The sequence below is a fragment of the Sphingomonas sp. PAMC 26617 genome (assembly GCF_000242835.1).
Classification (GTDB): domain Bacteria; phylum Pseudomonadota; class Alphaproteobacteria; order Sphingomonadales; family Sphingomonadaceae; genus Sphingomonas.
In genome coordinates this window covers 3360936-3382188 of sequence record NZ_JH594425.1, presented here as the reverse complement: position 1 = coordinate 3382188, position 21253 = coordinate 3360936, and the positions used below count along the sequence as shown (strand labels likewise).

17 protein-coding genes are annotated in these 21253 nt (G+C 67.4%); 8 read left to right on the top strand and 9 right to left on the bottom strand.

Features of this window, described 5'->3' with window-relative positions:
• Positions 1-105: 105 nt before the first annotated feature.
• Positions 106-1899 (top strand): cation:proton antiporter domain-containing protein, encoded by a 1794-nt coding sequence (locus RH91_RS14845; RefSeq protein WP_010163681.1) that lies wholly within the window; start codon positions 106-108, stop codon positions 1897-1899.
• Between the two features lie 184 nt (positions 1900-2083).
• On the opposite strand, the gene alaS is transcribed toward RH91_RS14845, so the two are convergent.
• Positions 2084-4741, bottom strand: coding sequence for an alanine--tRNA ligase (gene alaS / locus RH91_RS14840; RefSeq protein WP_010163680.1), 2658 nt, complete (start codon positions 4739-4741; stop codon positions 2084-2086).
• Positions 4742-4853: 112 nt separating this feature from the next.
• On the opposite strand from alaS, the gene RH91_RS23210 reads away from it, so the two are divergent.
• Both RH91_RS23210 and RH91_RS14835 read left to right on the top strand, forming a co-directional pair.
• Positions 4854-5066 carry a hypothetical protein gene (locus RH91_RS23210; protein ID WP_010163679.1) on the top strand — a complete coding sequence of 71 codons (213 nt, stop codon included), beginning with the start codon at positions 4854-4856 and terminating at the stop codon, positions 5064-5066.
• Positions 5067-5180: 114 nt separating this feature from the next.
• Positions 5181-6518, top strand: coding sequence for a hypothetical protein (locus RH91_RS14835; protein ID WP_232283522.1), 1338 nt, complete (start codon positions 5181-5183; stop codon positions 6516-6518).
• Between the two features lie 34 nt (positions 6519-6552).
• On the opposite strand, the gene RH91_RS14830 is transcribed toward RH91_RS14835, so the two are convergent.
• Positions 6553-7806: a M24 family metallopeptidase gene (locus RH91_RS14830; protein ID WP_010163677.1), complete on the bottom strand. Its 1254-nt coding sequence runs from the start codon at positions 7804-7806 to the stop codon at positions 6553-6555.
• A 101-nt stretch (positions 7807-7907) separates the two neighbouring features.
• Between RH91_RS14830 and RH91_RS14825 the strand changes: the two genes are divergently transcribed.
• On the top strand, positions 7908-9215 hold the full coding sequence (locus RH91_RS14825; RefSeq protein WP_010163676.1) for a dicarboxylate/amino acid:cation symporter: 1308 nt from the start codon (positions 7908-7910) through the stop codon (positions 9213-9215).
• A gap of 164 nt (positions 9216-9379) precedes the next feature.
• On the opposite strand, the gene RH91_RS22530 is transcribed toward RH91_RS14825, so the two are convergent.
• Entirely contained in the window at positions 9380-9547 is a 168-nt protein-coding gene (locus RH91_RS22530; RefSeq protein WP_029623904.1) for a hypothetical protein, read from the bottom strand.
• Positions 9544-10458: a threonine ammonia-lyase gene (locus tag RH91_RS14815; RefSeq protein ID WP_081469554.1), complete on the bottom strand. Its 915-nt coding sequence runs from the start codon at positions 10456-10458 to the stop codon at positions 9544-9546. The genes RH91_RS22530 and RH91_RS14815 overlap by 4 nt, the downstream gene beginning before the upstream one ends.
• 193 nt (positions 10459-10651) lie before the next feature.
• Here RH91_RS14815 and RH91_RS14810 point away from each other — a divergent pair, with 193 nt between their 5' ends.
• The 4 genes from RH91_RS14810 (at position 10652) to RH91_RS14795 (ending at position 14617) form a co-directional block, all read left to right on the top strand.
• Entirely contained in the window at positions 10652-11872 is a 1221-nt protein-coding gene (locus RH91_RS14810; protein ID WP_029623901.1) for a type III PLP-dependent enzyme, read from the top strand.
• Positions 11873-11983: 111 nt separating this feature from the next.
• A complete protein-coding gene (locus RH91_RS14805; RefSeq protein WP_010163671.1) occupies positions 11984-13033 on the top strand; it encodes a 1,9-bis(guanidino)-5-aza-nonane synthase in 1050 nt (349 codons plus the stop codon).
• An 18-nt stretch (positions 13034-13051) separates the two neighbouring features.
• Entirely contained in the window at positions 13052-14068 is a 1017-nt protein-coding gene (locus tag RH91_RS14800; protein WP_010163670.1) for an alpha/beta hydrolase, read from the top strand.
• A gap of 120 nt (positions 14069-14188) precedes the next feature.
• The gene (locus RH91_RS14795; protein ID WP_029623900.1) at positions 14189-14617 is read left to right on the top strand and encodes an MAPEG family protein; all 429 of its coding nucleotides are present in this window, start codon (positions 14189-14191) and stop codon (positions 14615-14617) included.
• A 47-nt stretch (positions 14618-14664) separates the two neighbouring features.
• Here RH91_RS14795 and RH91_RS14790 read toward each other — a convergent pair whose 3' ends face one another.
• From RH91_RS14790 to RH91_RS14770, 5 genes are read right to left on the bottom strand one after another with little or no spacing between them, the layout of a single operon-like run.
• Complete coding sequence (locus RH91_RS14790; RefSeq protein WP_010163668.1) at positions 14665-16557, bottom strand: XrtA/PEP-CTERM system amidotransferase; 1893 nt, start codon at positions 16555-16557, stop codon at positions 14665-14667.
• The gene (gene xrtA / locus RH91_RS14785; RefSeq protein WP_010163667.1) at positions 16557-18101 is read right to left on the bottom strand and encodes an exosortase A; all 1545 of its coding nucleotides are present in this window, start codon (positions 18099-18101) and stop codon (positions 16557-16559) included. Before xrtA ends, RH91_RS14790 begins: the two co-directional genes overlap by 1 nt.
• A 1-nt stretch (position 18102) precedes the next feature.
• Positions 18103-19326 (bottom strand): TIGR03087 family PEP-CTERM/XrtA system glycosyltransferase, encoded by a 1224-nt coding sequence (locus RH91_RS14780; protein ID WP_010163666.1) that lies wholly within the window; start codon positions 19324-19326, stop codon positions 18103-18105.
• On the bottom strand, positions 19326-20399 hold the full coding sequence (locus RH91_RS14775; RefSeq protein ID WP_010163665.1) for a FemAB family XrtA/PEP-CTERM system-associated protein: 1074 nt from the start codon (positions 20397-20399) through the stop codon (positions 19326-19328). The genes RH91_RS14780 and RH91_RS14775 overlap by 1 nt, the downstream gene beginning before the upstream one ends.
• Positions 20396-21250, bottom strand: coding sequence for an XrtA system polysaccharide deacetylase (locus RH91_RS14770; protein ID WP_010163664.1), 855 nt, complete (start codon positions 21248-21250; stop codon positions 20396-20398). The genes RH91_RS14775 and RH91_RS14770 overlap by 4 nt, the downstream gene beginning before the upstream one ends.
• Between the last annotated feature and the right edge of the window lie 3 nt (positions 21251-21253).

Below are 21253 nucleotides of genomic sequence, written 5' to 3'. Positions count from 1 at the left end.
CATCGCGTCGCCCCGGAGCCATTCCGGGGCGGCGCGACCCGACGTTTTTTCGACGATCTTCGGACATAAGCTGACAAGCGCAACGAATGTGGCTTAGATGCCACGATGCCTTCAGCCCTCAGCAACGCCGGTTTCAGCGACGCCCTCGTCATTCTGGGCGCAGCCGGTCTTGTCATTCCAGCATTCGCGCGCGCCAAGATCAGCCCCGTCATCGGTTTCATCCTCGTCGGCCTGCTGGTCGGTCCGTTCGGGCTCGGCGCTCTGGTCCGGGATTACCCCTGGCTCTATTACGTCACGATTTCCGATCCGCATTCGATCGAACCCTTCGCCGAGTTCGGCATCGTGTTGCTGCTGTTCTCGATCGGGCTCGAACTGTCGCTGAAGCGCCTCTGGTCGATGCGCCAGCTCGTCTTCGGCACGGGCGCTGCGCAGCTCCTCGCCGCGGGCGCGATCCTTGGTTTCGGCCTGCACCTGCTGACCGCCCTCCCGTGGACCGGATCGATGGCGCTCGGCATCGCACTCTCGCTGTCCTCGACCGCGCTGGTGCTGCCGATCGCGGGAACGACCAGTCCGGTCGGGCGCACGGCGTTCGCGATGCTGCTGTTCGAGGATCTGGCGCTCGTCCCGATCATCTTCGTGCTCGCCGCAATGGGGCCGATGGCCGCCGACAGCGGCTGGAGCGGGCTGGCGCGGGTCGGATCTGCGGCGTTCCTGACCGTCGGTGCGCTGTTCATCGGCGGTCGCTTCATCCTCCCCAAGCTGTTCGCGCAGGCTGCCCGGACCAAAAGCCCCGAACTGTTCCTCGCCGCATCGCTGCTCGTGGTCATCGTCGCAAGCCTCGCGACGACCGCGGCAGGGCTGTCGCCGATCGTCGGCGCGCTACTGGCGGGCGTGCTGATCGCCGAGACCGACTACCACAGCGAAGTCGAGGTGATGACCGCGCCCTTCAAGGGCCTCGCGCTCGGCGTGTTCCTCATCACGATCGGGATGAGCGTCGATCTGCGCGCGATCGCGGCGAACTGGGCTGCCTATACCCTCGCGATCGCGGCGGTCGTCGCGGTCAAGGCGATCGTCACCTACGGCCTGTTGCGCTGGGCCGGGATCACCGGCGGGGTCGCGGTCGAGACCGGCGTGCTGATGGGTAGCCCGTCCGAAACGACGCTGATCGTATTGGGCGCAGCAGCACAAGCACAGCTGATCGCCGCGCCGACCGCAAATTTCTGGCAGACGGTCACCGCGATCGGGCTGACCATCACCCCGTTGCTCGCGATGCTCGGGCGGCGCTGGGCGAAGCGGATCGAGTTGCAGGATGGTGCAGACGCGCCGCTCGAGATCCCCGAGGAAGGCCCGGGAACGGTCGTGATCGGGTTCGGTCGGGTCGGTCGAATGGTGTGCGACATGCTGACGGTCCACAACCAGCGCTATGTCGCGGTCGAGGCGGATATCGACGTCGTCACCGCGGCGCATGCCGAGGGCTATGTCGTCCTGTTCGGCGATGTCGTGCGGCCCGAACTGGTCGACCGCCTCAATCTCGGACGCGCGAAGGCGTTGATCCTGACGATGGACGATCCGGTCCTGAGCGTCGCGCTGACGCGGCGCGTGCGCAACTGGGTCCCCGACCTCGCCATCGTGGCCCGCGCGCGCGACACGGCGCATGCCGCCGAGCTGTACCGCGCGGGTGCGACCGATGCGGTGCCCGAGACGCTCGAGAGTTCGCTGCAGCTGGCGGAGGCGGTGCTGACCGATCTCGGGGTCGCGGTCGGCCCGGTGATCGCGTCGATCCACGAGAAGCGCGATGAACTGCGGCAGGAGATCAAGGCCGCCGCGGAGATGACGGTCGCGCCCCGGCTCAGGCGCGTTCGCGGGCGGCGGGGCATGGATACTACGCCTGCCGCCTAGGCGAGGTCCGGGCGTCTATAACATCTCCTCTTCCGCTTCCCCGGCGAAGGCCGGGACCCAGGAGAGGAACTGAAGAGTGCTGGCGACAGCGCCTAATTACCTCGACCGTCACTACTGGGCCCCGGCCTCCGCCGGGGAAGCGCAGTAGGGTCGCGAACCAGCCTCTACGCAAACCGGCCTAACCTCATCCAGCCGCCAGCGCTGCCTTCACCGCATCGACCGCCGCCGCGCCGGCGCTGCCATCGGGTCCGCCGCCCTGCGCCATGTCCGGGCGACCACCGCCGCCCTGCCCACCGAGCGTCGCAACCGCGACCCGCAGCAGATCGACCGCACTCTTCGTCGCGACCAGATCCGCGGTGACGCCGACCGCAACCGAAGCGCGCCCCTCGTTCACCGCGACGATCATCGCGATCCCCGAGCCGAGCCGCTGCTTCATCTCGTCGACCGTTCCGCGCAAGCCCTTGGGGTCGAGCCCTTCGACGACCTGCCCGAGGAACGCGACGCCACCGACCTGCTCCGGACCAGAGGCTGCCGCCCCCGCGCCGCCACCGAGCGCAAGCGCCTTCTTGGCATCGGCCAGCTCGCGCTCGAGCCGCCGCCGATCCTCAACCAGAGCGGCAACGCGCGCCGGGACTTCGTCGGGCGACGATTTGAGCGTTGCCGCCGCCTCGCGCAGCTTCGAGTCGCGCGTGGTGAGATAGTCGCGTGCGGCTTCGCCCGTCAGCGCCTCGACCCGGCGGACGCCCGAGGACACTGCGCCCTCGCTCACCACCGTGAACAGCCCGATATCGCCCAGCGCGCGGACGTGCGTTCCGCCGCACAGTTCGAGTGAATAGGTCTTGCCATGCTCGGTCCCCATCGAGACGACGCGGACTTCATCGCCGTACTTCTCGCCGAATAGCGCCATCGCGCCCTCGGCAATCGCTTCGTCCGGGGTCATCAACCGCGTTTCGACCGCGCCGTTGCGGCGGATCTGCGCATTGACGTCGGCCTCGACCTCCATGATGAGGGCGGGATCGATCGCGCTCGGCTGCGAGAAATCGAACCGGAGCCGTTCGGGCGCGACGAGGCTGCCCTTCTGCGCGACATGCGCGCCGAGCCGCTGGCGCAGTGCCTCGTGGAGCAAATGCGTCGCGCTGTGGTTGGCGCGGATCTGGTCGCGGCGCGCGGTATCGACGGTCAGGTGGAGCGCATCGCCGAGCGCGATGCCGCCTTCGCCGATCCGCGCGACATGCGCGAAGACGCGGCCGAGATACTTGCGCGTATCCTCGACCACCGCATGGACGCCCGGCGCGGTGAGCGTGCCGGTGTCGCCGACCTGGCCACCGCTCTCGGCGTAGAACGGCGTCTGGTTGACGACGATCTCGACCGTCTCGCCCGCCTCGGCCCGCTCGACCTGCGCGCCGTCGCGGACGATCGCGACGACCGCGCCCTCGCCCTCGACCGCGCTGTAACCGATGAACTCGGTCCCGCCGCTCGCTTCGGCGATGTCGAACCACACGTCATCCGACGCGCGCTGGCCCGAGCCCTTCCACGCGGCGCGGGCGGCGCGCTTCTGCTCGGCCATCGCGCTGTCGAAGCCGGCGCGGTCGATCCCGAAGCCCTGCGCCCGCAGCGCGTCCTCGGTCATGTCATAAGGAAAGCCGTAGGTGTCGTAGAGCTTGAACGCGGTCTCGCCGGGCAAGGTCGCGCCCGCTGCCATCGCGCCCGTCGCCTCGTCGAGCAACCGCAGCCCGTTGATGAGCGTGCGGCGGAACTGGGTCTCTTCCTGCAACAGCGTCGATTCGATCGCCGCCTGCGCGCGGACCAGCTCGGGGTACGCCGCGCCCATCTCCGCGACGAGCGCCGGGACCAGCCGGTGCATCAACGGCTCCTTCGCACCGAGCAGATGCGCGTGGCGCATCGCGCGCCGCATGATCCGGCGCAGCACATAGCCGCGCCCCTCGGCAGCGGGCAGCACGCCGTCCGCGATGAGGAAGCCCGACGAGCGCAGATGGTCCGCGATGATGCGGTGGCTCGCCTGCGTGTCGCCGGTTGCGGGCGTGCCCGTCATCGCGGCCGACGCGGCGATCAGCGCCTTGAACGTGTCGGTATCGTAATTGTCGTGGACGCCCTGCAGGACCGCGGCAACTCGCTCGAGCCCCATGCCGGTGTCGATCGACGGACGCGGGAGCGGCGTGCGCTCGCCGTCGGCGGACTGGTCGAACTGCATGAACACGAGGTTCCAGATCTCGACGAACCGGTCGCCATCCTCGTCAGGCGATCCCGGCGGGCCACCGAAGATGTGGTCGCCATGGTCGAAGAAGATTTCCGAGCATGGCCCGCAGGGACCCGTGTCGCCCATCGACCAGAAATTGTCGTTGGTCGCGATGCGGATGATCCGCTCCTCAGGCAACCCTGCGATCTTGCGCCACAGGTCGAACGCCTCGTCATCGGTGTGATAGACGGTGACGGTCAGGCGGTTCGGGTCGATTCCCCATTCCTTGGTCAGCAGGTTCCACGCGAGCGTGATCGCGCGTTCCTTGAAATAATCGCCGAAAGAGAAATTGCCGAGCATCTCGAAGAAAGTGTGATGCCGCGCGGTATAGCCGACATTGTCGAGGTCGTTGTGCTTGCCGCCTGCCCGGACGCACTTCTGCGACGAGGTCGCGGTCACATACGGTCGCGATTCGAGCCCGGTGAAGACGTTCTTGAACGGCACCATTCCGGCGTTGACGAACATCAGCGTCGGGTCGTTCTGCGGGACCAACGGCGCGGAGGCGACCTTCGCGTGACCATTGGCCGCGAAATAGTCGAGGAAGCTACGACGGATGTCGTTGGTGGAGATCGGGCTCTTGGTCATGCGCGGTGGCTTAGGCGAGCCGCCCGGCGTTCTCAAGTATGCCGCGCATCGCCAGCGTGGCTCGTCTGGTCGCAATGCGGTACGCTGCGCGAAAGGAGCTTCGATTTTGCCGATGCGTCTGCCTGTGCTCGCGTCTTTCCTGCTGCTGCTGGCGCCTGCAACCGGGGGCGGCACCGCCGGACCGCAGGACATCCCAGCTCAAGTCTCCGGCGCGGCGGCGCATCGGATGTGCGGGGATGACGTCATCGCGCCGGGTGTAGCACGGCTGATGCCCGGGTTCGGCTCGGGCGCGCTGATTGTCACGACCGCTCAGCCCAAGGCATAAGCGTTCTTCGACAATGGGTTACAGCTTAGTCATGCGTTCGCGCACGAAGCCGGAACCGCCGCCTTCAAGGAATCCGCTCGGCTCGATCCGCAATGCGGCATGTGCGTCTGGGGCGTGGCGTGGTCGCAGGGACCGACGATCAACTACCCGATCGACGCGGCGACTCAGGTCAAGCTCGGCAAGCTGGTCGACGGCGCGATCCCGCTTGCGGCAACCGGGCCGTTACTGGAGCGCCAACTGCTCGCAGCGCTCGCGGCGCGCTATCGGACCGGCGGGGATCTGGCGTTCGCCCGCGCGATGGACGCGATTGCGCGTGACCATCCCGGTAGCGACGAACTGCTAACGCTTGCAGCGGATGCATGGATGATCCCGGCGTCGCTCGAGGGCAAGACGGAGACGTTGCCGCGTGCGGTTGCGCTGCTCGAGACGGTACTCAAACGCAATCCGGACTTCACGCCCGCAATCCACTTCTATATCCATGCTACCGAAATGTCCGGTTTTCCTGCGCGGGCGGAGCATTATGCAGACCGACTCGTCGGTCTCGCTCCCGCGGCGAGCCATCTTATCCACATGCCGAGCCACACCTATTATTGGGTCGGCCGTTACCAGGCCGCAACCGACGCAAACGTCCGCGCCGTCGCGGTCGGGATCGGGGACGCCAAGGCGGCGAAGGCCCCCGGGCCGGATGGCGCGTTCACGCTGCCTTATCATGCGCATAACGTTCATTTTGGGGTCGGCGGCGCTTTGCTCGCTGGAGACGCCAGGAATGCGTTGGCGCTCGCCGCACCGGTCCTCCGCGCGTTGCCGCAGCGCCCTAATGCCTCTGCGTTCGAGCAAATGGTCGGCGGGACCGCCTATTTCGCGCACGGTCGTTTCGCCGATCCGGCCGTGGTGCTGGCGCTGCCCGACGCTCCGGCGAAGATGGGCTATCTGCGCGCCTATCGCCATTATGCGCGCGGCGAGGCCTTTGCGCGGCTCGGCGATGCGCGCGGGGTGCGCGCCGAGGCAGCGGCGATCCCGCGCTCGGCCGGTCCGATCGGGCGCGAGGATTCCACCCGGCAAGCGACCAATTTGATGCGGATTGCGAAAGCCGTTTTGCTCGGCCGCGCCGCGATGATCGAGCGCCGCTACGACGACGCGATCCACGCTTATGCGCAGGCGGCGCGGTTCAACGAGGACAAGGCGATGGCCGAGTTCAACGATCCGCCGATCTGGTGGTATTCGCCGCGCCGTAGCCTCGCGGCTGCGTTGCTGGCAGCGGGACGTCCGCAGGATGCGTTGCGCGAGGCGGATGCCGCGCTGGCGCAGCGGCCGCTCGATCCGGTTACGCTGGCGGTGCGCGCGGAAATCTTCACGGCACTCGGCAAGGGCGCGGCGTCGGAACGCGACCGCGCGATGGCGGATAAGACCTGGCGCGGCGAACGGTCCGCCTTCGGTCCGGTGTTGAGCTAGCGCGACTTTCCTTATGGCGTAAGAGGGAGGCCCCTCACCCCAGCGGCGCATCCAGCGACGTCGGCGGCACGCTGAACCATTTCGGCCCGGCCGCGGTCATGTGGAAGCAATCCTCCAGCCGCACGCCGAACTTTCCCGGCAGATACAGGCCGGGTTCGTCCGAGAAGCACATGCCCTCTGCAAGCGGCGTCGTCTCGCCATGGACGAGGTTGACCGGTTCGTGCCCGTCGAGCCCGATGCCGTGCCCGGTGCGATGCGACAGACCCGGCAGGCCATAGCGCGGCCCGTACCCCAGCGATTCGTAATAGCCCCGCACCGCATCATCGACTTTGCCCGCAGGCGTCCCCAGTTGCGCTGCGGAAAACGCCTTTGCCTGGCCCGAGCGCACCTGATCCCAAACCAAGCGCTGCGCCTTGCTCGCGCTGCCGAAGACGAAGGTGCGCGACACGTCCGACTGATAGCCCTGCACGGTACAGCCGCAGTCCATCAGCACGATCTGCCCGTCGGCGACGACCTGCGGGTCCTTGCTGCCATGCGGGAAGGCCGCCGCCGGGCCGATCAGTACCAGCGAGAATTCGGGTTCGCCGCCCAGCCGTTTGGTCGCGGCGTTCATCAGTGCGGCGATATCGGCGGGCTTCATGCCTTTCTCGACGCGCGGCCACGTCCAGCGATAGGCGGCGATCGTCACGTCGGTCGCGGTCTGCATCAAAGCGATCTCGGGCGCGGTCTTGCACATCCGAACCGCGCGGACGACCGGATTGGCCGATACGATCCGCGCCCCGGGCAAGGCGTGTTCCAGCCCGTCGACCGCGAAGTAGCGCACCGTCTCCTCGATCCCGACCGGGCGGGTGGCGAGCTTGCGCTCCTTGAGGAACGCAGCGATCAACGCGTGCGGGCTTTCGTCCTCCTGCCAGACGCGGACTTGCGCCGGGATGCCGAGCGTCTGGCGGACCGAGGGTTCCTCGAAGAACGGCGTGACGATGCACAGATCGCCCCCGACCGGCAGGATCGCCGCGGTCAGCCGTTCGCTGCGGCCCCAGCGGATGCCGGTGAAATAGGTCAGGCTCGATCCCGATTCGACCAGCACCGCGCCGATCCCGTTGGCGCGCATCAATGCCTGTGCGCGCGCGAGCCGCCCGCGGCGTTCCTCGGGGCCGATCGGCGCGGTCGCGCCGGTGATGTCGCGCAGCCCCACGAGATCGGGTTCTGCGGCGCGCAGGACACCGCTGGCGGACAGGGCGGGAAGCGCGAGGGCGGCGGACGCGAAAGCGCGACGGGACAGGTTCATGGCACCAGTCTGGCAGCGTGCGTGCCGCCCCGCAACGCGCGTCTTGCTTGACCGATTGCGCATTCTCCCCTTGATGCGGGCGGAACCAACGGGGAAGAAGCGTGGCGAAGCGGCTGACACTGTACATTTTGATCGGCCTGGTGCTCGGGCTGATCGTCGGCTGGGCAATCAACCAGCAGATCGTCGACGGCAGCGCCGCGGGGGCCGCGCGCGCGAAGGAGATCGCGAGCTACTTTTCGATCATCACGACGATCTTCCTGCGGCTGATCAAGATGATTATCGCGCCTTTGGTGTTCTCGACGCTGGTCGTGGGCATCGCGCACATGGGCGACATCAAGGCGCTCGGGCGGATCGGGGGGCGGACGATGGCGTGGTTCCTCTCGGCATCGCTGGTATCGCTGACGCTGGGCCTCGTGCTGTTCCACGGGATCGAATTCGTGATCGACCTGGTCTCGCCGGGCAGCGGGTTCGGGCTCAAGCTCCCGCCCCCCGATGCGACCGTCGGGCTCGATGAGAAATCGTTCAACCTCTCCAATTTCGTGACGCACATCGTGCCGTCCTCGGTGGTCGAGGCGATGGCGACCAACGAGATCATCCAGATCGTGATCTTCTCGATCTTTGCCGGCGTCGCGCTCACCGCGATCGGCGAGAAGGGCGCGCCGATCGTCCGCGGCGCCGAGGCGCTCGCGGCGATGATGCTCCAGATCACCGATTACGTGATGCGCGTCGCCCCCTTCGCGGTGTTCGCCGCGATCACTGCGACGATCGCGGTGAACGGGCTCGGTATCCTGTGGACGCTCGGGCTGTTCGTCGGGAGCTTCTACATCGGGCTTGCGGTGTTGTGGTTGCTGCTGTTCGGCGCGGCGTTCGCGATCATCGGTCCGCGCGCGCTGACGCTGGCGCGCTATATCGGCGAGCCGATCCTGCTCGCCTTCTCGACCGCCTCGTCGGAAGCCGCCTATCCGCGCACGCTCGAGGCGCTCGATCGCTTCGGGGTACCGCGCAAGATCGCGAGCTTCGTGCTGCCGCTGGGCTATTCGTTCAATCTCGACGGGTCGATGATGTACATGACCTTCGCGACGCTGTTCCTCGCGCGGGTGTACGGGGTCGATTTGTCGATCGGGCAGCAGATCGTGATGCTGCTGGTGTTGATGATCACGTCGAAGGGTATCGCCGGCGTGCCGCGTGCATCGCTCGTCGTGATCGCGGCGGTGATGGGGCAGTTCGGCATTCCCGAGGCGGGGTTGCTGCTGATCCTCCCGGTCGACCAGTTCCTCGACATGGGGCGGTCTGGCACCAACGTCGTCGGCAATGCCGTGGCGACCGCAGTAGTCGCGAAGTGGGAGGGGCCGCTGGATGCGCGCGAGGCGCCGGAGATCGAGCCGCCGCACGCGCCCAGTCGGGGGTAAGTAGGGGACGCTTCCCTTCTCTCGCTTCCCCGGCGAAGGCCGGGGCCCAGGAGCGCGACCTGAGAAAGACTGCCGCTGCGCTCTCTACGGCAACCTGTCCTCCTGGGCCCCGGCCTTCGCCGGGGACGCGGGCTTTGTTTTCGGGCCTGTCAGCCCGTGCAGGGTCAAAGCGTCCATATAACCACGTTCCCGACCAGCACCGCCGCCATCACCAGCATCAGCACGCCCTTGCGGACGTCGCTGCGCCGCCAGATCAGCCGCACGCCCCCGATTAGGCACGCAAACGCCGCCAGCATCGCCATCGCGGGCGCGAGCGATTCGACCCCGCTCACACCGCCTCCGCCAGCACGGATGCAAAAGCCGCGCGGTCCACGTTCCCTCCCGACAGCAGCACCAGCATCCCCGGTTCCATCGCCACCTTGCCCGCGAGGATCGCCGCAAGCGCCACCGCACCGCCGGGCTCGACCACCAGCCGCAACCCGTCCGCCGCCCAACGCTGGGCGTGCCGGATTTCGGCTTCTGTCACCGCGACCCCGGTCGCGCCGCGCCGCGAGAGCACGTCGAACGTCAGCGGCGAGACACGCATGGTCTGAAGCGAGTCGCACGCGGTCGGGGGCGGCGAGTCTCCTACCGGTTCGATTCGACCGGCCACGAGCGAACGCCGCATGTCGTCCCAACCTTCCGGCTCGACCACGGTGACGCGCGCCTCCGGCAGCGCCAAGGCAATCCCCGCCGAAAGCCCGCCGCCGCCACAGGGCACCACGACATGCTTCGGCGCGCCAAGCCCGAGCACCGCCATCTGCGCCGCCGCTTCGACGCCAGCGCTTCCCTGCCCTTCGATCACCCACGGATCGTCGAAGCTTGGCACCAGCACTGCCCCGCGTGCTTCTGCCAGACGCGCCGCGATCGTCTCGCGGCTTTCGGTCGCGCGGTCATAGTCGACCACTTCGGCGCCCAGCGCGAGCGTGCCGTCGCGCTTTGCCTTGGGTGCGTCGGAGGGCATCACGATCATCGCTGGCATGCCCAGCCGCCGCGCCGCCCACGCGACGCCTTGCGCGTGGTTCCCAGACGAGAAAGCAACCACGCCTTTGGCGCGCAATCCAGGTTCGATCGCGGTCAATCGATGCCACGCGCCGCGCAGTTTGAACGCCCCCATCGGCTGCAGGTTTTCTGCCTTGAATGCGACTGTAACCCCTTGCACATCAACGGTAAAAAGCGGCGTTGCCGGCACCGCAGCCGCCACTTTGGCAGCCGCATCGCGTACCCCAGCCCGCGTGGGCTGTCTTAAAATTGTCACTGTCTGCCTCCGAGGGTCCAAAACCGCTTTACATTAGAAAACCACGACCCTATTTCGCCCATCCGCTGCCCCATGGGACTTCCAACCGCAAGGCAGCTTTTTTCACCGTTCGGCGCAAGCCACTTGGAGGTCCCTTGAGTTGCACAAGCATCATCGCGCGCTGGGGTTAGCGAAGACCCTTTCGAACTCGGTTTCGGGTATCGACATCGCTCAGCAGCGGCCGGTTCAGCCGGTTACGCTGGTTCGTCCTCACGCGGCAGCGCGTGCGGCCAGGTTCTTCGTCGAGAAGTTCCCAGGTCGCTCGATGTATGCGGTCAAGGCGAATCCGGCTCCTGAGTTGCTCAAAATCCTTTGGGACTCGGGGATCACGCATTACGACGTGGCCTCGATCGCCGAAGTCCGGCTCGTCGCCACGACGATCCCGGGCGCGACCCTGTGCTTCATGCACCCGGTCAAGGCCCCCGAAGCGATCCGCTCTGCCTATTTCGACTATGGTGTCCGCACCTTCTCGCTCGATTCGGTTGAGGAGCTGGACAAGATCATGGAAGCCACCGACCAGGCGACCGACCTGACGCTCTGCGTCCGGCTGCGCGTCTCGTCGGAGCATTCCAAGCTTAGCCTCGCGTCGAAGTTCGGTGCCGCTCCCGGTGAGACCAAGGAACTGCTGTTCCGTACTCGTCAGGCAGCGGACGCGCTCGGCATCTGCTTCCATGTCGGCAGCCAGGCGATGACGCCCGAAGCCTATGCGAACGCAATCGAACGAGTCCGTGCGGCGATCGTCGATGCGGCGGTCACGGTCGACGTGATCGACGTCGGCGGCGGCTTTCCTTCGTCCTACCCGGGCATGGAGCCTCCCCCGCTCGAGCATTTCTTCGAGACGATCCATCGTGCGTTCGAATCGCTGCCGGTCAGCTATTCTGCCGAACTGTGGGCCGAACCGGGCCGTGCGCTCTGCGCGGAGTACAGCTCGATCGTGGTTCGCGTCGAGAAGCGTCGTGGCGACGAATTGTACATCAACGACGGGGCTTACGGCGCGTTGTTCGATGCGGCACACATCGGCTGGCGTTTCCCGGTCGAGCTCCTGCGCGAGCCGGAGAGCCGTTCGAAGGAGATGGCGTTCAGCTTCTACGGGCCGACCTGCGACGACATGGATCACATGGCGGGGCCGTTCTACCTGCCGGCGGACGTCCAGGCGGGCGACTATCTCGAGATCGGGATGCTCGGCGCCTATGGCTCGGCAATGCGGACCGCGTTCAACGGGTTCGGGTCCGACGAGACGGTGATCGTCTCCGACGAACCGATGGTCTCGCTGTACGGCGAAGCCGTGCCCCACGTCGCCTCGAACGTCGTCAAGCTGTAACAGGCATTTCATAGTCAATACGAATCGGGGAGGCGGTGCGGCGATGCACCGTCTCCCTACGGGTTTCCGCGTCCCCTCAACGACGGCGGCTGTTGAAAAGGGTATCACCCCATGACCGAAGTCCTCAACACCAACCGCAAGGCCGAGCTGCTCTCGACCACCGTCGAGCATATCGACATCACCAAGTTCGACGCGCGCCCGATCGTCGACGCGATGAAGAAGATGAGCTTCACCAGCCGTGACCTCGGCCGCGCGACCGACATCTACAACCAGATGCTGGCGGACAAGGATTGCTCGATCTTCCTCGTCATCGCGGGTTCGACCTCGGCGGGCGGCTGCATGGACCTGTATGCCGAGCTGCTGCGCAACAACATGATCGACGGCGTCGTCGCAACCGGCGCGTCGATCGTCGACATGGATTTCTTCGAGGGTCTCGGCCACAAGCATTATCAGGCGCTCGAAGTGCCGGACGACGACACGCTGCGCTCGCTGCTGATCGACCGGATCTACGACACGTATATCGACGAAGAACAGCTCCAGGATTGCGACCACACGATCCTCGAGATCGCCAACTCGCTCGAGCCGCGCCCTTATTCGAGCCGCGAGTTCATCCGCGAGATGGGTAAGTACCTCGTCGAGAACGGCAAGAAGGAGAACAGCCTCGTCAAGCTCGCGTACGAGCATGACGTGCCGATCTTCTGCCCGGCGTTCGTCGATTCCTCCGCTGGCTTCGGTCTGGTCAAGCACCAGGTCGATCGCGCCAAGGAGGGCAAGCCCTACATGGTGCTCGACGCGATCGCCGATTTCCGCGAGCTGACCGACATCAAGATCAAGGCGGGCGTCACCGGCCTGCTCATGATCGGCGGCGGCGTGCCCAAGAACTTCATTCAGGACACGGTCGTCTGCGCCGAGATTCTCGGCCATGACGACGTGCAGGTCCACAAGTACGCGGTGCAGATCACGGTTGCCGACGTCCGCGACGGTGCCTGTTCGTCCTCGACGCTGCAGGAAGCGGCGTCGTGGGGCAAGGTCAACACGGGTATCGAGCAGATGGTGTTCGCCGAAGCTGGGTCGGTCATGCCGCTGCTCGCGTCGGATGCGTATCATCGTGGCCTGTGGAAGGACCGCGTCAAGCGTCGCTGGGGTGCAAGCTTCGACTGAACCCGCTAAGCGCCAGGAATGCATAATCGTCGCAATATCCTGGCGCTCTCTCTTGGTGCGGCCGCAGCCCCTGCTGCGGCCGCGGCCCAGGGGAACGGAAGCGCGCTTCTTCCGGGAGCGCTCGCGCCTTCGTCGACCCCGAGCTGGCCTCCACGCGAGAATTTCGCGCTCTGGCCCGGTGCCGCCCCCGGCGCGCGCCTTTCGGAACCCCTCCTCCGTCCCGAAATCACCGGCCGCACCGGCGACTATCACGACCTCTGGATGCGCGGCGTCGTGCGCCCCGACGTCGGTGTCGTCCGCCCGCGCCGCCCCGATGGCCGTGCCGTCCTCATCATGCCCGGCGGCGGGTACAGTTTCACCTCGATCCGCAAGGAAGGGCTCGACGTCGCGCTCGCGTTGGCGGCGCGGGGGATCACCGGGTTCGTGCTCAATTATCGCCTGCCCGGCGAAGGCTGGGTCGACCGCGCCAACACCCCGTTGATGGACGCGCAACGCGCGCTGCGGCTGATCCGCGCGAATGCCGAGCGGTTCCGGGTCGACCCGCGACGGATCGGCGCGCTCGGTTTTTCGGCGGGCGGGCATCTTGCGGCCTCGCTGCTGACGCAGCACGACGCGCCGGTCTATCGCCGGGTCGACGCGGTCGATGCGGTATCGGCGAAACCCGACTTCGGCGGGCTGTTGTACGCCGTGTCCAACATGGATCCGGGCCGAAGCCACGGCGGTTCGCGCGCCAACCTGCTCGGCCCCAACCCGGACCCGGCGATGGAGCGGCGCTACGCCTGCGACCGCAACATCACGCGCGAGACGCCGCCGCTGTTCATCGTCCACGCGCAGGATGACGCGACCGTGCCGTTCATGAATGCGATGGACCTGTTTGCGGGGGCACGTGCGGCGCGCATTCCGGTCGAGGCGCACTTCCTGCTGCGCGGGGGGCATGGCTTCGCCACGAGGTTGCCGACGGGCGACAGCGGATCGCTTTGGCCCGATCTGTACGATCGCTGGATCGGCGAGGTGCTGGGCAGCGGCAAGCGCTAGAGCCGGACAGGGTTGATCCCCCGTCCGGCCTCATAGCGGACGGGAGACGGACGGCCACGCATCGTCGCCCCGTTGCTTTCTGGAACCCGATGCGCCAGCGTCGGGACGGGGGAGCAAATGATGCACAGTGAAATTCTGAAGCCGATGGTTGCGCTGATCGCCTGGACCTTGGCGATGCTGCTCTGGATGCTGGTGACACGTTTACCTGCGATGCAGGCGTCCGGGATCGATCTCGGGACGCTGGTCGGCGCCAAGGCGGCCGATGCCGACGGACGATTGCCGCCGAAGGTCCAGTGGATCGCGCACAACCACAATCACCTGATGGAACAGCCGACGATCTTCTATGCGGTCTGCACGGTCATCGCGCTGACGGGCACGGGCGACGGCATGAACGCGTGGATCGCCTGGGCCTATGTCGTGCTGCGGATTGCGCACAGCGTGTGGCAGGCGACCATCAACAAGGTGTCGGTCCGTTTCGCCTTGTTCCTCGGTGCCTCGCTGGCGCTGGTCGCGCTGACGTTGCATGCGGCGATCGCAGTGTTCGCGTAACGTTTAGCTTCCACGAGGAAGGCCAGACCAACCGACCCGGACCTGGCCTACCCGAACAACCGCGCCATCGACCGTTCGAGCATCACCAATTGCCACAAGGTGCGCCCATGCTCGGCGGTCCCGGCGCGGTGATCCTCGGCGATCCGCGCGATCGTCCTGGGGTCAAACCATCCGGTCGCGCCCAGCACGCGGGAGCGCGCCAGCCCCGCCGCCTCGTCGGCCAACGGCCCGCGGAACCACGCGCTGATCGGGGTGACGAACCCCATTTTCGGCCGGTACAGGATGTCCTTGGGCAGATACCGCTCGAGCGCTTTCTTCATCAGCCACTTCCCCTGCCCGCCGCGCAGCCGCATTCCCACTGGCAAGGTAGCGGCGAATTCTACCAGCCGGTAATCGAGCAGCGGCTCGCGCGCCTCGAGTCCGACCGCCATGCTGGTGCGATCCGCCTTTGTCAGGATGTCGCCCGGAAGCCAGTGCTGGATATCGGCATATTGCGCCCGGTCGAGTGCATCGCGTGCGGGCGCGTCGCGCATGGTGCGGACGTAGCGTTCCTCGGCACGATAGCCGTCCAGCGCGTGTCTTGCGGCATCGCTGAACAGCGCCGCGCGCAAGGCGGGCGTCGTGACGCCGACCGAGCGCGCATAGGCCTCCGCGCCATCCTCGGCCAGCGCGAGCAGCGTCGTCTTCGCGCGCAACGGGCGCGGTGCCCAGTCGGCCTTCGGGTAATAGCGGCCCAGCGTCCCGAACACGCTTTGCCGCAGGTCCGGCGGGAGCAGACCGCGCACGCGTTCCTCCGTCGCCTGGAACTTGTAGCGGCGATATCCGGCAAACGCCTCGTCCGCGCCATCGCCCGACAGCGCGACGGTGACATCCTCGCGCGCCAGTTCGCACACCCGGTAGGTCGCCAGCGCGGACGCATCGGCAAAGGGTTCGTCGAACGCTTCGGTCAGCGTGTCGATGAGCGCGAAATCGTCCGCAGCAACCACGCGTTCCCGGTGGGCCGTGGCGAAGCGCTGCGAAATCGTGGTGGCATAGCGGCGTTCGTCGAGCCCCGCCGCATCGAACCCGATCGTACACGTCCGCACCGCGCCCCGCGACGCTTCGGACATCAAGGCGACCACGGCCGAACTGTCGACCCCGCCCGACAGGAACGCGCCCAACGGAACGTCCGAGATCATCCGCGACGTCACCGCCTCGCGCAGCAATCCTTGCAGCTCCGCCGCAAGATCGCGTGCGGAGCCGCTAGCGCGGCGCGAGAAGTCGACATCCCACCAGCGTTGCGGCAGCGGGACGGGACGCCCGCGTTCGACCAGCATCGCGTGCCCGGCAGCGAGCTTCTGCACGCCTGCGACCAGGCACGCATCATCGGGCACGTAGCCAAAGGCGAGATAATCCTCGACCGCGCGAATGTCGGGTTGCCGCCGGAGCAGAGGATGCGCCAGTAAACCCTTGAGTTCGGACGCAAACGCCAGCGCGCCATCCGCAAGCGTGACATAATGCAGCGGCTTCACGCCAAGCCGGTCCCGCGCGAGAAAGAGGCATTGCCGACGCGCATCGTGAAGCGCGAAGGCGAACATGCCGTTGAGCCGCGGCAGCATCGCCGGGCCCCAGGCTTCCCAGGCGTGGAGCAGCACCTCGGTATCGCCAGCGGTCACGAACCGGGCACCGAGCGTCTCCAGTTCGGCGCGCAACGTAGCGAAATTGTATATTTCGCCGTTATAGGTGATCGTCAGCGTACCATCCGCGCTCGCCATCGGTTGCGGCGATCCGGCGACGTCGATGATCGACAACCGTCGATGCCCAAGGCCTACCCCCGGCGCGGTCCACACCCCCGACCCGTCCGGTCCGCGATGCGCCTGGACATCCGCCATCGCGCGGATGCGGGCAGGATCGACCGGCTTGGGGGTCGATGGATAATAAAGCCCGGCAATCCCGCACATCAGCGCGTCATCCCCGCGCTACGGTCGGCGAGCACGTCGATCGGCCCGAGCGCGGCGAGGAAGCGCGCCATTGCCGCGCGCGGGTCAGCGCCAGCCAGCCGTTCCGCTGACAGATGCACCGCCACAGCACGCTGCGGCCCGCCGAACAACCGCGCCTTTACCGTCTCTATTTTCACCACATTACCCGCATGAGTCACCGTGTCACCAACGCGGTACCATGTCACGATCTCGCGTTCGACTGCCCGCCGCGCGAGGACTCGCATCACCGCGCCACCGGCCAGATCGGGCAGGTCCTCGACGCGGATCCAGACGTCATCCTCGCGCAGCGGCCCCACGCCGAACCCGACGATCTCCTTGCCCTCCCGCTGGCTGCCATAGACCGCGATCGCAAGGTCGACGGACTCGCCCCCCGCATCGGCATACCGCCCCTGCAGGATATGGTCAGCGCCGGGATAGGTGGGAGACCAGGTCGCGCGCGTGCTCGATGGGACACGGTGCCAGCCCGGCACCGCCGGCAGCGCGATCCGATCCGGCAGCGCTTGCGCCCGCCCCGCGATCGCCGCCGCCCAGGCCGGAAAGGCCGCCGCCGTCGCGAGCGTCAGCGCGGCGGCGATCGCGAGATCGATCTGCCTGCGCGGTGGGCGCTGGAGCGTTGTCGGATCGACCATCGGTGCATCGGGCGCGCGATCGAACCAGCGCCACCCCAGCGCAAGCACCGCCGCCATCACCACCCCGAAGAACAGCCAGCCATAGACGATATGGTCGAACCCCGTCGCCCGCGCGACCGACGTCCAGTAAGCGGCGTAGATCGTCCCGAACGCGCGGACGCCGTTGGCGAGCACGGGGACGACCAGCGCCGCCACCAAGAACCCCGCGCGCCGCCGCCACGACACGAAACAGACGTTGGCGACGAGCGTGCCGTAGGCGAGCATCGCGATGACGAATTTCGCGCCCGAACACGCCTCGGCAACCTCGAACGTGCCGTTGGGGATGGTGATCAGCACGCCGTCCACGGTTGCCGGCACTCCGAACAGATGGAGCAGCGGCATCGTCAGCGCGATCGTGACGGTCTGGAGCGGCCCCTCGAGCCCCTCCCCGAACGGCACCAGGAACAGCGCATAGCCGAGCGGAAACAGCAGCGCACGTGCCACGTTCGGCCCGAGTAGCGTGACCACCGCACCTTGCAGCATCAGTACGAGCCCGAAATGCCGCGCCAGCGCGACGCTCCCCGCATCGCCCAGCAGCCAGCCGAACCCGCCGAGCGCGACCAGCGCCAGCCCCGGGCTCCAGGCGACCGGGCGGATATGCGCGAGTTCCACGCGGCGTTGCCACACCAGCCAGACCAGCACCGGCCCGATGAACAGGCAATGGCCGAAGGTCGTGCTCGTCCACCAGATATGCGCGAGCGTGGCGACGTCGGACCAGAACATTGCGACCAGCACGAGCGCGACCGCGCCAAGGATGCCGCCGTGCCGCTGCCATGCCCCGACGGGCATCGACCGCGCGCGCCGGGTCGGCCCCGCAGCGAGGAAGGGGGTCGCCATGTCAGACGGCGACGGGGCGTTTCGCGGGCGCGCGTCCTGGCCCCAGGTCCAGCCCCATCAACGCGTCGAGCGGCGCGAGTCGCGCTTCCCAGCTATACCGCGCCTCGACCTGCGCGCGCGCGGCGAGGCCAAGCCGGTCCGCCGCGCTGCGATCGTCGAGCAGGGCGATCACCGCTGCCGCTATCGCCGGGCCATCCGCGCCGACGCGGATCGCCCCCGCGTGATCGATCCCCTCCGCCGCCGCGACCGAGGCGACGACGGGACGTGCCATCGCCATCGCCTCGAGCACCTTGTTCTGCACCCCGCGCGCGAGTTTCAGCGGCGCGACGATCACCGCAGCCACGGCGATCCAGCCGCGCACGTCGGGCACCTCGCCCGTCACCGTCACGCCCGGCTGGTCGGCCAATGCGACCACTGCCTCGGTCGGCGCACGGCCGACGATCGCGAAGCCAGCGTCGGGGTGGCGTGCGCGGATCAGCGGCAGGATCTCGTTTGCAAACCAGAGCACCGCTTCGATATTGGGGCGGTAATCCATCTGTCCGGTAAACACGATCGTGTGCGGCGGCAGATCGGCTGGAACGAACGACGCGACGGGATCGAACAGGCGTGTATCGATGCCGTTCTCGATCGCGTGGACGTGTCGCAGGCCGGTCTTCGTGCGGAATAGTGCAGCCTCGGCCTCGCTGACGAACAGGCTCGCTGCCGCCGTGCGCGCGACGGCGGCGTCATGCCGCAATAGCAAGCGTGCTTCCCGCCGCATCAGCCATCGCATCGGCCAGCGAGCGGTGTCGGCGTAGGCATCGAATTTCGCCGAATCCATGTCGACGAAATCCATCACGACGCGCTGTCGCGGGTTTCGCGGGAGATACTGCGCCATCTGGCTCGAGAAGACGTAGATCGTGTCGATCGGATGCCGCGCGAGCACGTCCGTCACCGCGGCGCGGATCGCGGCATCGTCGAACGCGGTCTGTGAAACCGGCTTGCCCGACAACAGCGCCTCGATCGCCGCGCGCGCCTGCGACTTGCCGCGCCAAACGACCGACCGGCTTCCGGCCATCGCCTCGGGCTTGGCGGAGGGATCGAGGTCGCGCCGGTCATCCGCGAAGGCGACGAGATGGACCCGCGCGCGTGCCGACAGATATTGTACGATATGATAGCCGCGGATCTTGTCGCCGCGATTGGGCGGATAGGGCAAGCGATGCCCGAGAAACAGGATATCCCCCATCACCCCAGCCCGCGCGAAATCTGCGGTCCGACGATGTTGGCGAGCCACAATGGCAGCTTCTTCCACATCTCGACCTTGCGCGCGTAGCGCGGGTCGAGCGGGTTGATCTCGCGCGGTTCACACCCCGTGGCCGCATGCTTGGCATATGTCAGCGCAAGCCCCTCGAACCCCCAGTTTTTCTTGAAAGCGGCAGGCCCCGTCCCCGCCTTCGACCGCCCGAAGTCGAACCGCGTGCAGCCGCGCGCGCGCGCATGCGCCATCAGCGCGTGATACATGCGGTCGTTCGCGCGGAGCCCGCGTGCCGCCTGCGTTCCGCCGCCCCAATAGGGATAGACCGTGCCATTCAAGTACAGGCTCAGCACGCTAGAGACCGCAAGCCCGTCCGACCGCACCGTCAGGATATCGGCGTCCGCCCCGAATTGTTCGAGGATCGAACGGAACAGCCTGGCGGGAAACACCGGAGTCCCGAGGTTGCGTACCGATTCGGCGTAGACCGCATAATGCGCACGGCGGTCCTCCGTCCCACGACCGATCGTTACCGTCAGATCCCCGTCCAGCGCCTTGCGGACTTCGGCGCGTTGCTTGCGCGGGATCGCTGCGAGGAGATCGGTGTCGCCTTGCGGGATCGGCTTCGAGAACCCGAGATAGGTCGTCGTGTCGACCGACCATTCCCCGGCTGGAACCGCGCCGCCGCGCAGTTCGAGCGTCGGGCAGCCGAGCCGCGCCGCCAGCGCGATTGCAGCGTCCGCCAGCGGGCCGACCGCCGCGTCCTCTTCCGTCAGGATACCGCCCCCGACGGCAAAGCCGTTCGACACCAGCGCCTTGCCGAACAGCGGCGAGCGCACCTCGGTCAGCGGAAGGATCCCCGTCAGCGTCCCGTCGGCACGTTCGGCGATCAGCGTGTGGCTGGTCTGGCCGCAGCCCTGCGCGACGCCGATGCTCCACGCGGGGAGATGGAACGGCGTCGCTTGCGGATGCGCCCGCACGAACGCGTCGATGCCGGCATGATCCTGCGCGTTGCGCAGATCCGCCACGCGGATCGCAACCGGCGTCGCGAGCAACGGCAAGGTCACGCCGCGGACATCCCGACCGGCACGGGACCGAGCTGGGCGACGATCGCATCCATCCGGCCCCAGTCATGCCGTCCGATCAACCCCCGCAGCTTTCCCGCCATCGCGCCGAGCCGGCTGTAATGCCGCAGCTTCGACTTGAACGGCGCGTTGCCGACCCGCGGCTGGCCGGGGTCGATCTCCCACGGATGGAAGTAGAAGACCGCCGGTTGCGCCTCGGCATCGACCTGCCGGACCGCGAAGTCGGTCAGCGCGGCCGGGAACAGCCGGAAGAATCCGCCCCCCGTCGCCATGCGGCGGTTGCCGAAGGTTGCGACCGTCACCGGCACCTCGACCAGCGGCGACCCGGCGAGCGGACGAAAGGCGTAGCGCGGTGCTTCGGGCCAGCCATAATGGTCGTGTTGGAGCGGCGCGATGCTCGACGAATAGGCGTAGCCCTCCTCCGCCAGCACGCCATGCGCCCACGGGGTCCGCGCGTCGATCGAGAAGCTGGGCGCGCGATAGCCGGTGATCGCCACCCCGCCCACATCCTCCAGCGTGCCCCGCGCGCGCGCGATGTCCGCACGGAATTGATCGGGTGTCATCGTGAAGACGCGGTCATGGTCCCAGCCGTGGCTCGCCAGCTCGTGCCCCTGTTCGACGATCCGGCGGATCACCGCGGGATAGCGCGCGGCGACCCAGCCGAGCGTGAAGAACGTCGCCTTGACCCCGCTCTCGGCGAACAGCGCGAGCACCGCGTCGGTGTTGCGCTCGACCCGCGGCGCCAGGCTCGCCCAATCGGCCTTGGCGATGACGGTCTCGAACGCGCCGACCTGGAACCAGTCCTCGACATCGACTGACATGGCATGACGCATCCG

Excerpts from the sequence above, each read along its gene's own strand:
- RH91_RS14790 (WP_010163668.1), bottom strand. The coding sequence starts at position 16,557 with ATGTGCGGGATTGCCGGGCTTTATTATCCATCGACCCCCAAGCCGGTC.
- RH91_RS14805 (WP_010163671.1), top strand. The coding sequence starts at position 11,984 with ATGACCGAAGTCCTCAACACCAACCGCAAGGCCGAGCTGCTCTCGACC.
- xrtA (WP_010163667.1), bottom strand. The coding sequence starts at position 18,101 with ATGGCGACCCCCTTCCTCGCTGCGGGGCCGACCCGGCGCGCGCGGTCG.
- RH91_RS23210 (WP_010163679.1), top strand. The coding sequence starts at position 4,854 with ATGCGTCTGCCTGTGCTCGCGTCTTTCCTGCTGCTGCTGGCGCCTGCA.
- RH91_RS14800 (WP_010163670.1), top strand. The coding sequence starts at position 13,052 with ATGCATAATCGTCGCAATATCCTGGCGCTCTCTCTTGGTGCGGCCGCA.
- RH91_RS14795 (WP_029623900.1), top strand. The coding sequence starts at position 14,189 with ATGCACAGTGAAATTCTGAAGCCGATGGTTGCGCTGATCGCCTGGACC.
- RH91_RS14845 (WP_010163681.1), top strand. The coding sequence starts at position 106 with ATGCCTTCAGCCCTCAGCAACGCCGGTTTCAGCGACGCCCTCGTCATT.
- RH91_RS14780 (WP_010163666.1), bottom strand. The coding sequence starts at position 19,326 with ATGGGGGATATCCTGTTTCTCGGGCATCGCTTGCCCTATCCGCCCAAT.
- alaS (WP_010163680.1), bottom strand. The coding sequence starts at position 4,741 with ATGACCAAGAGCCCGATCTCCACCAACGACATCCGTCGTAGCTTCCTC.
- RH91_RS14830 (WP_010163677.1), bottom strand. The coding sequence starts at position 7,806 with ATGAACCTGTCCCGTCGCGCTTTCGCGTCCGCCGCCCTCGCGCTTCCC.
- RH91_RS14770 (WP_010163664.1), bottom strand. The coding sequence starts at position 21,250 with ATGCGTCATGCCATGTCAGTCGATGTCGAGGACTGGTTCCAGGTCGGC.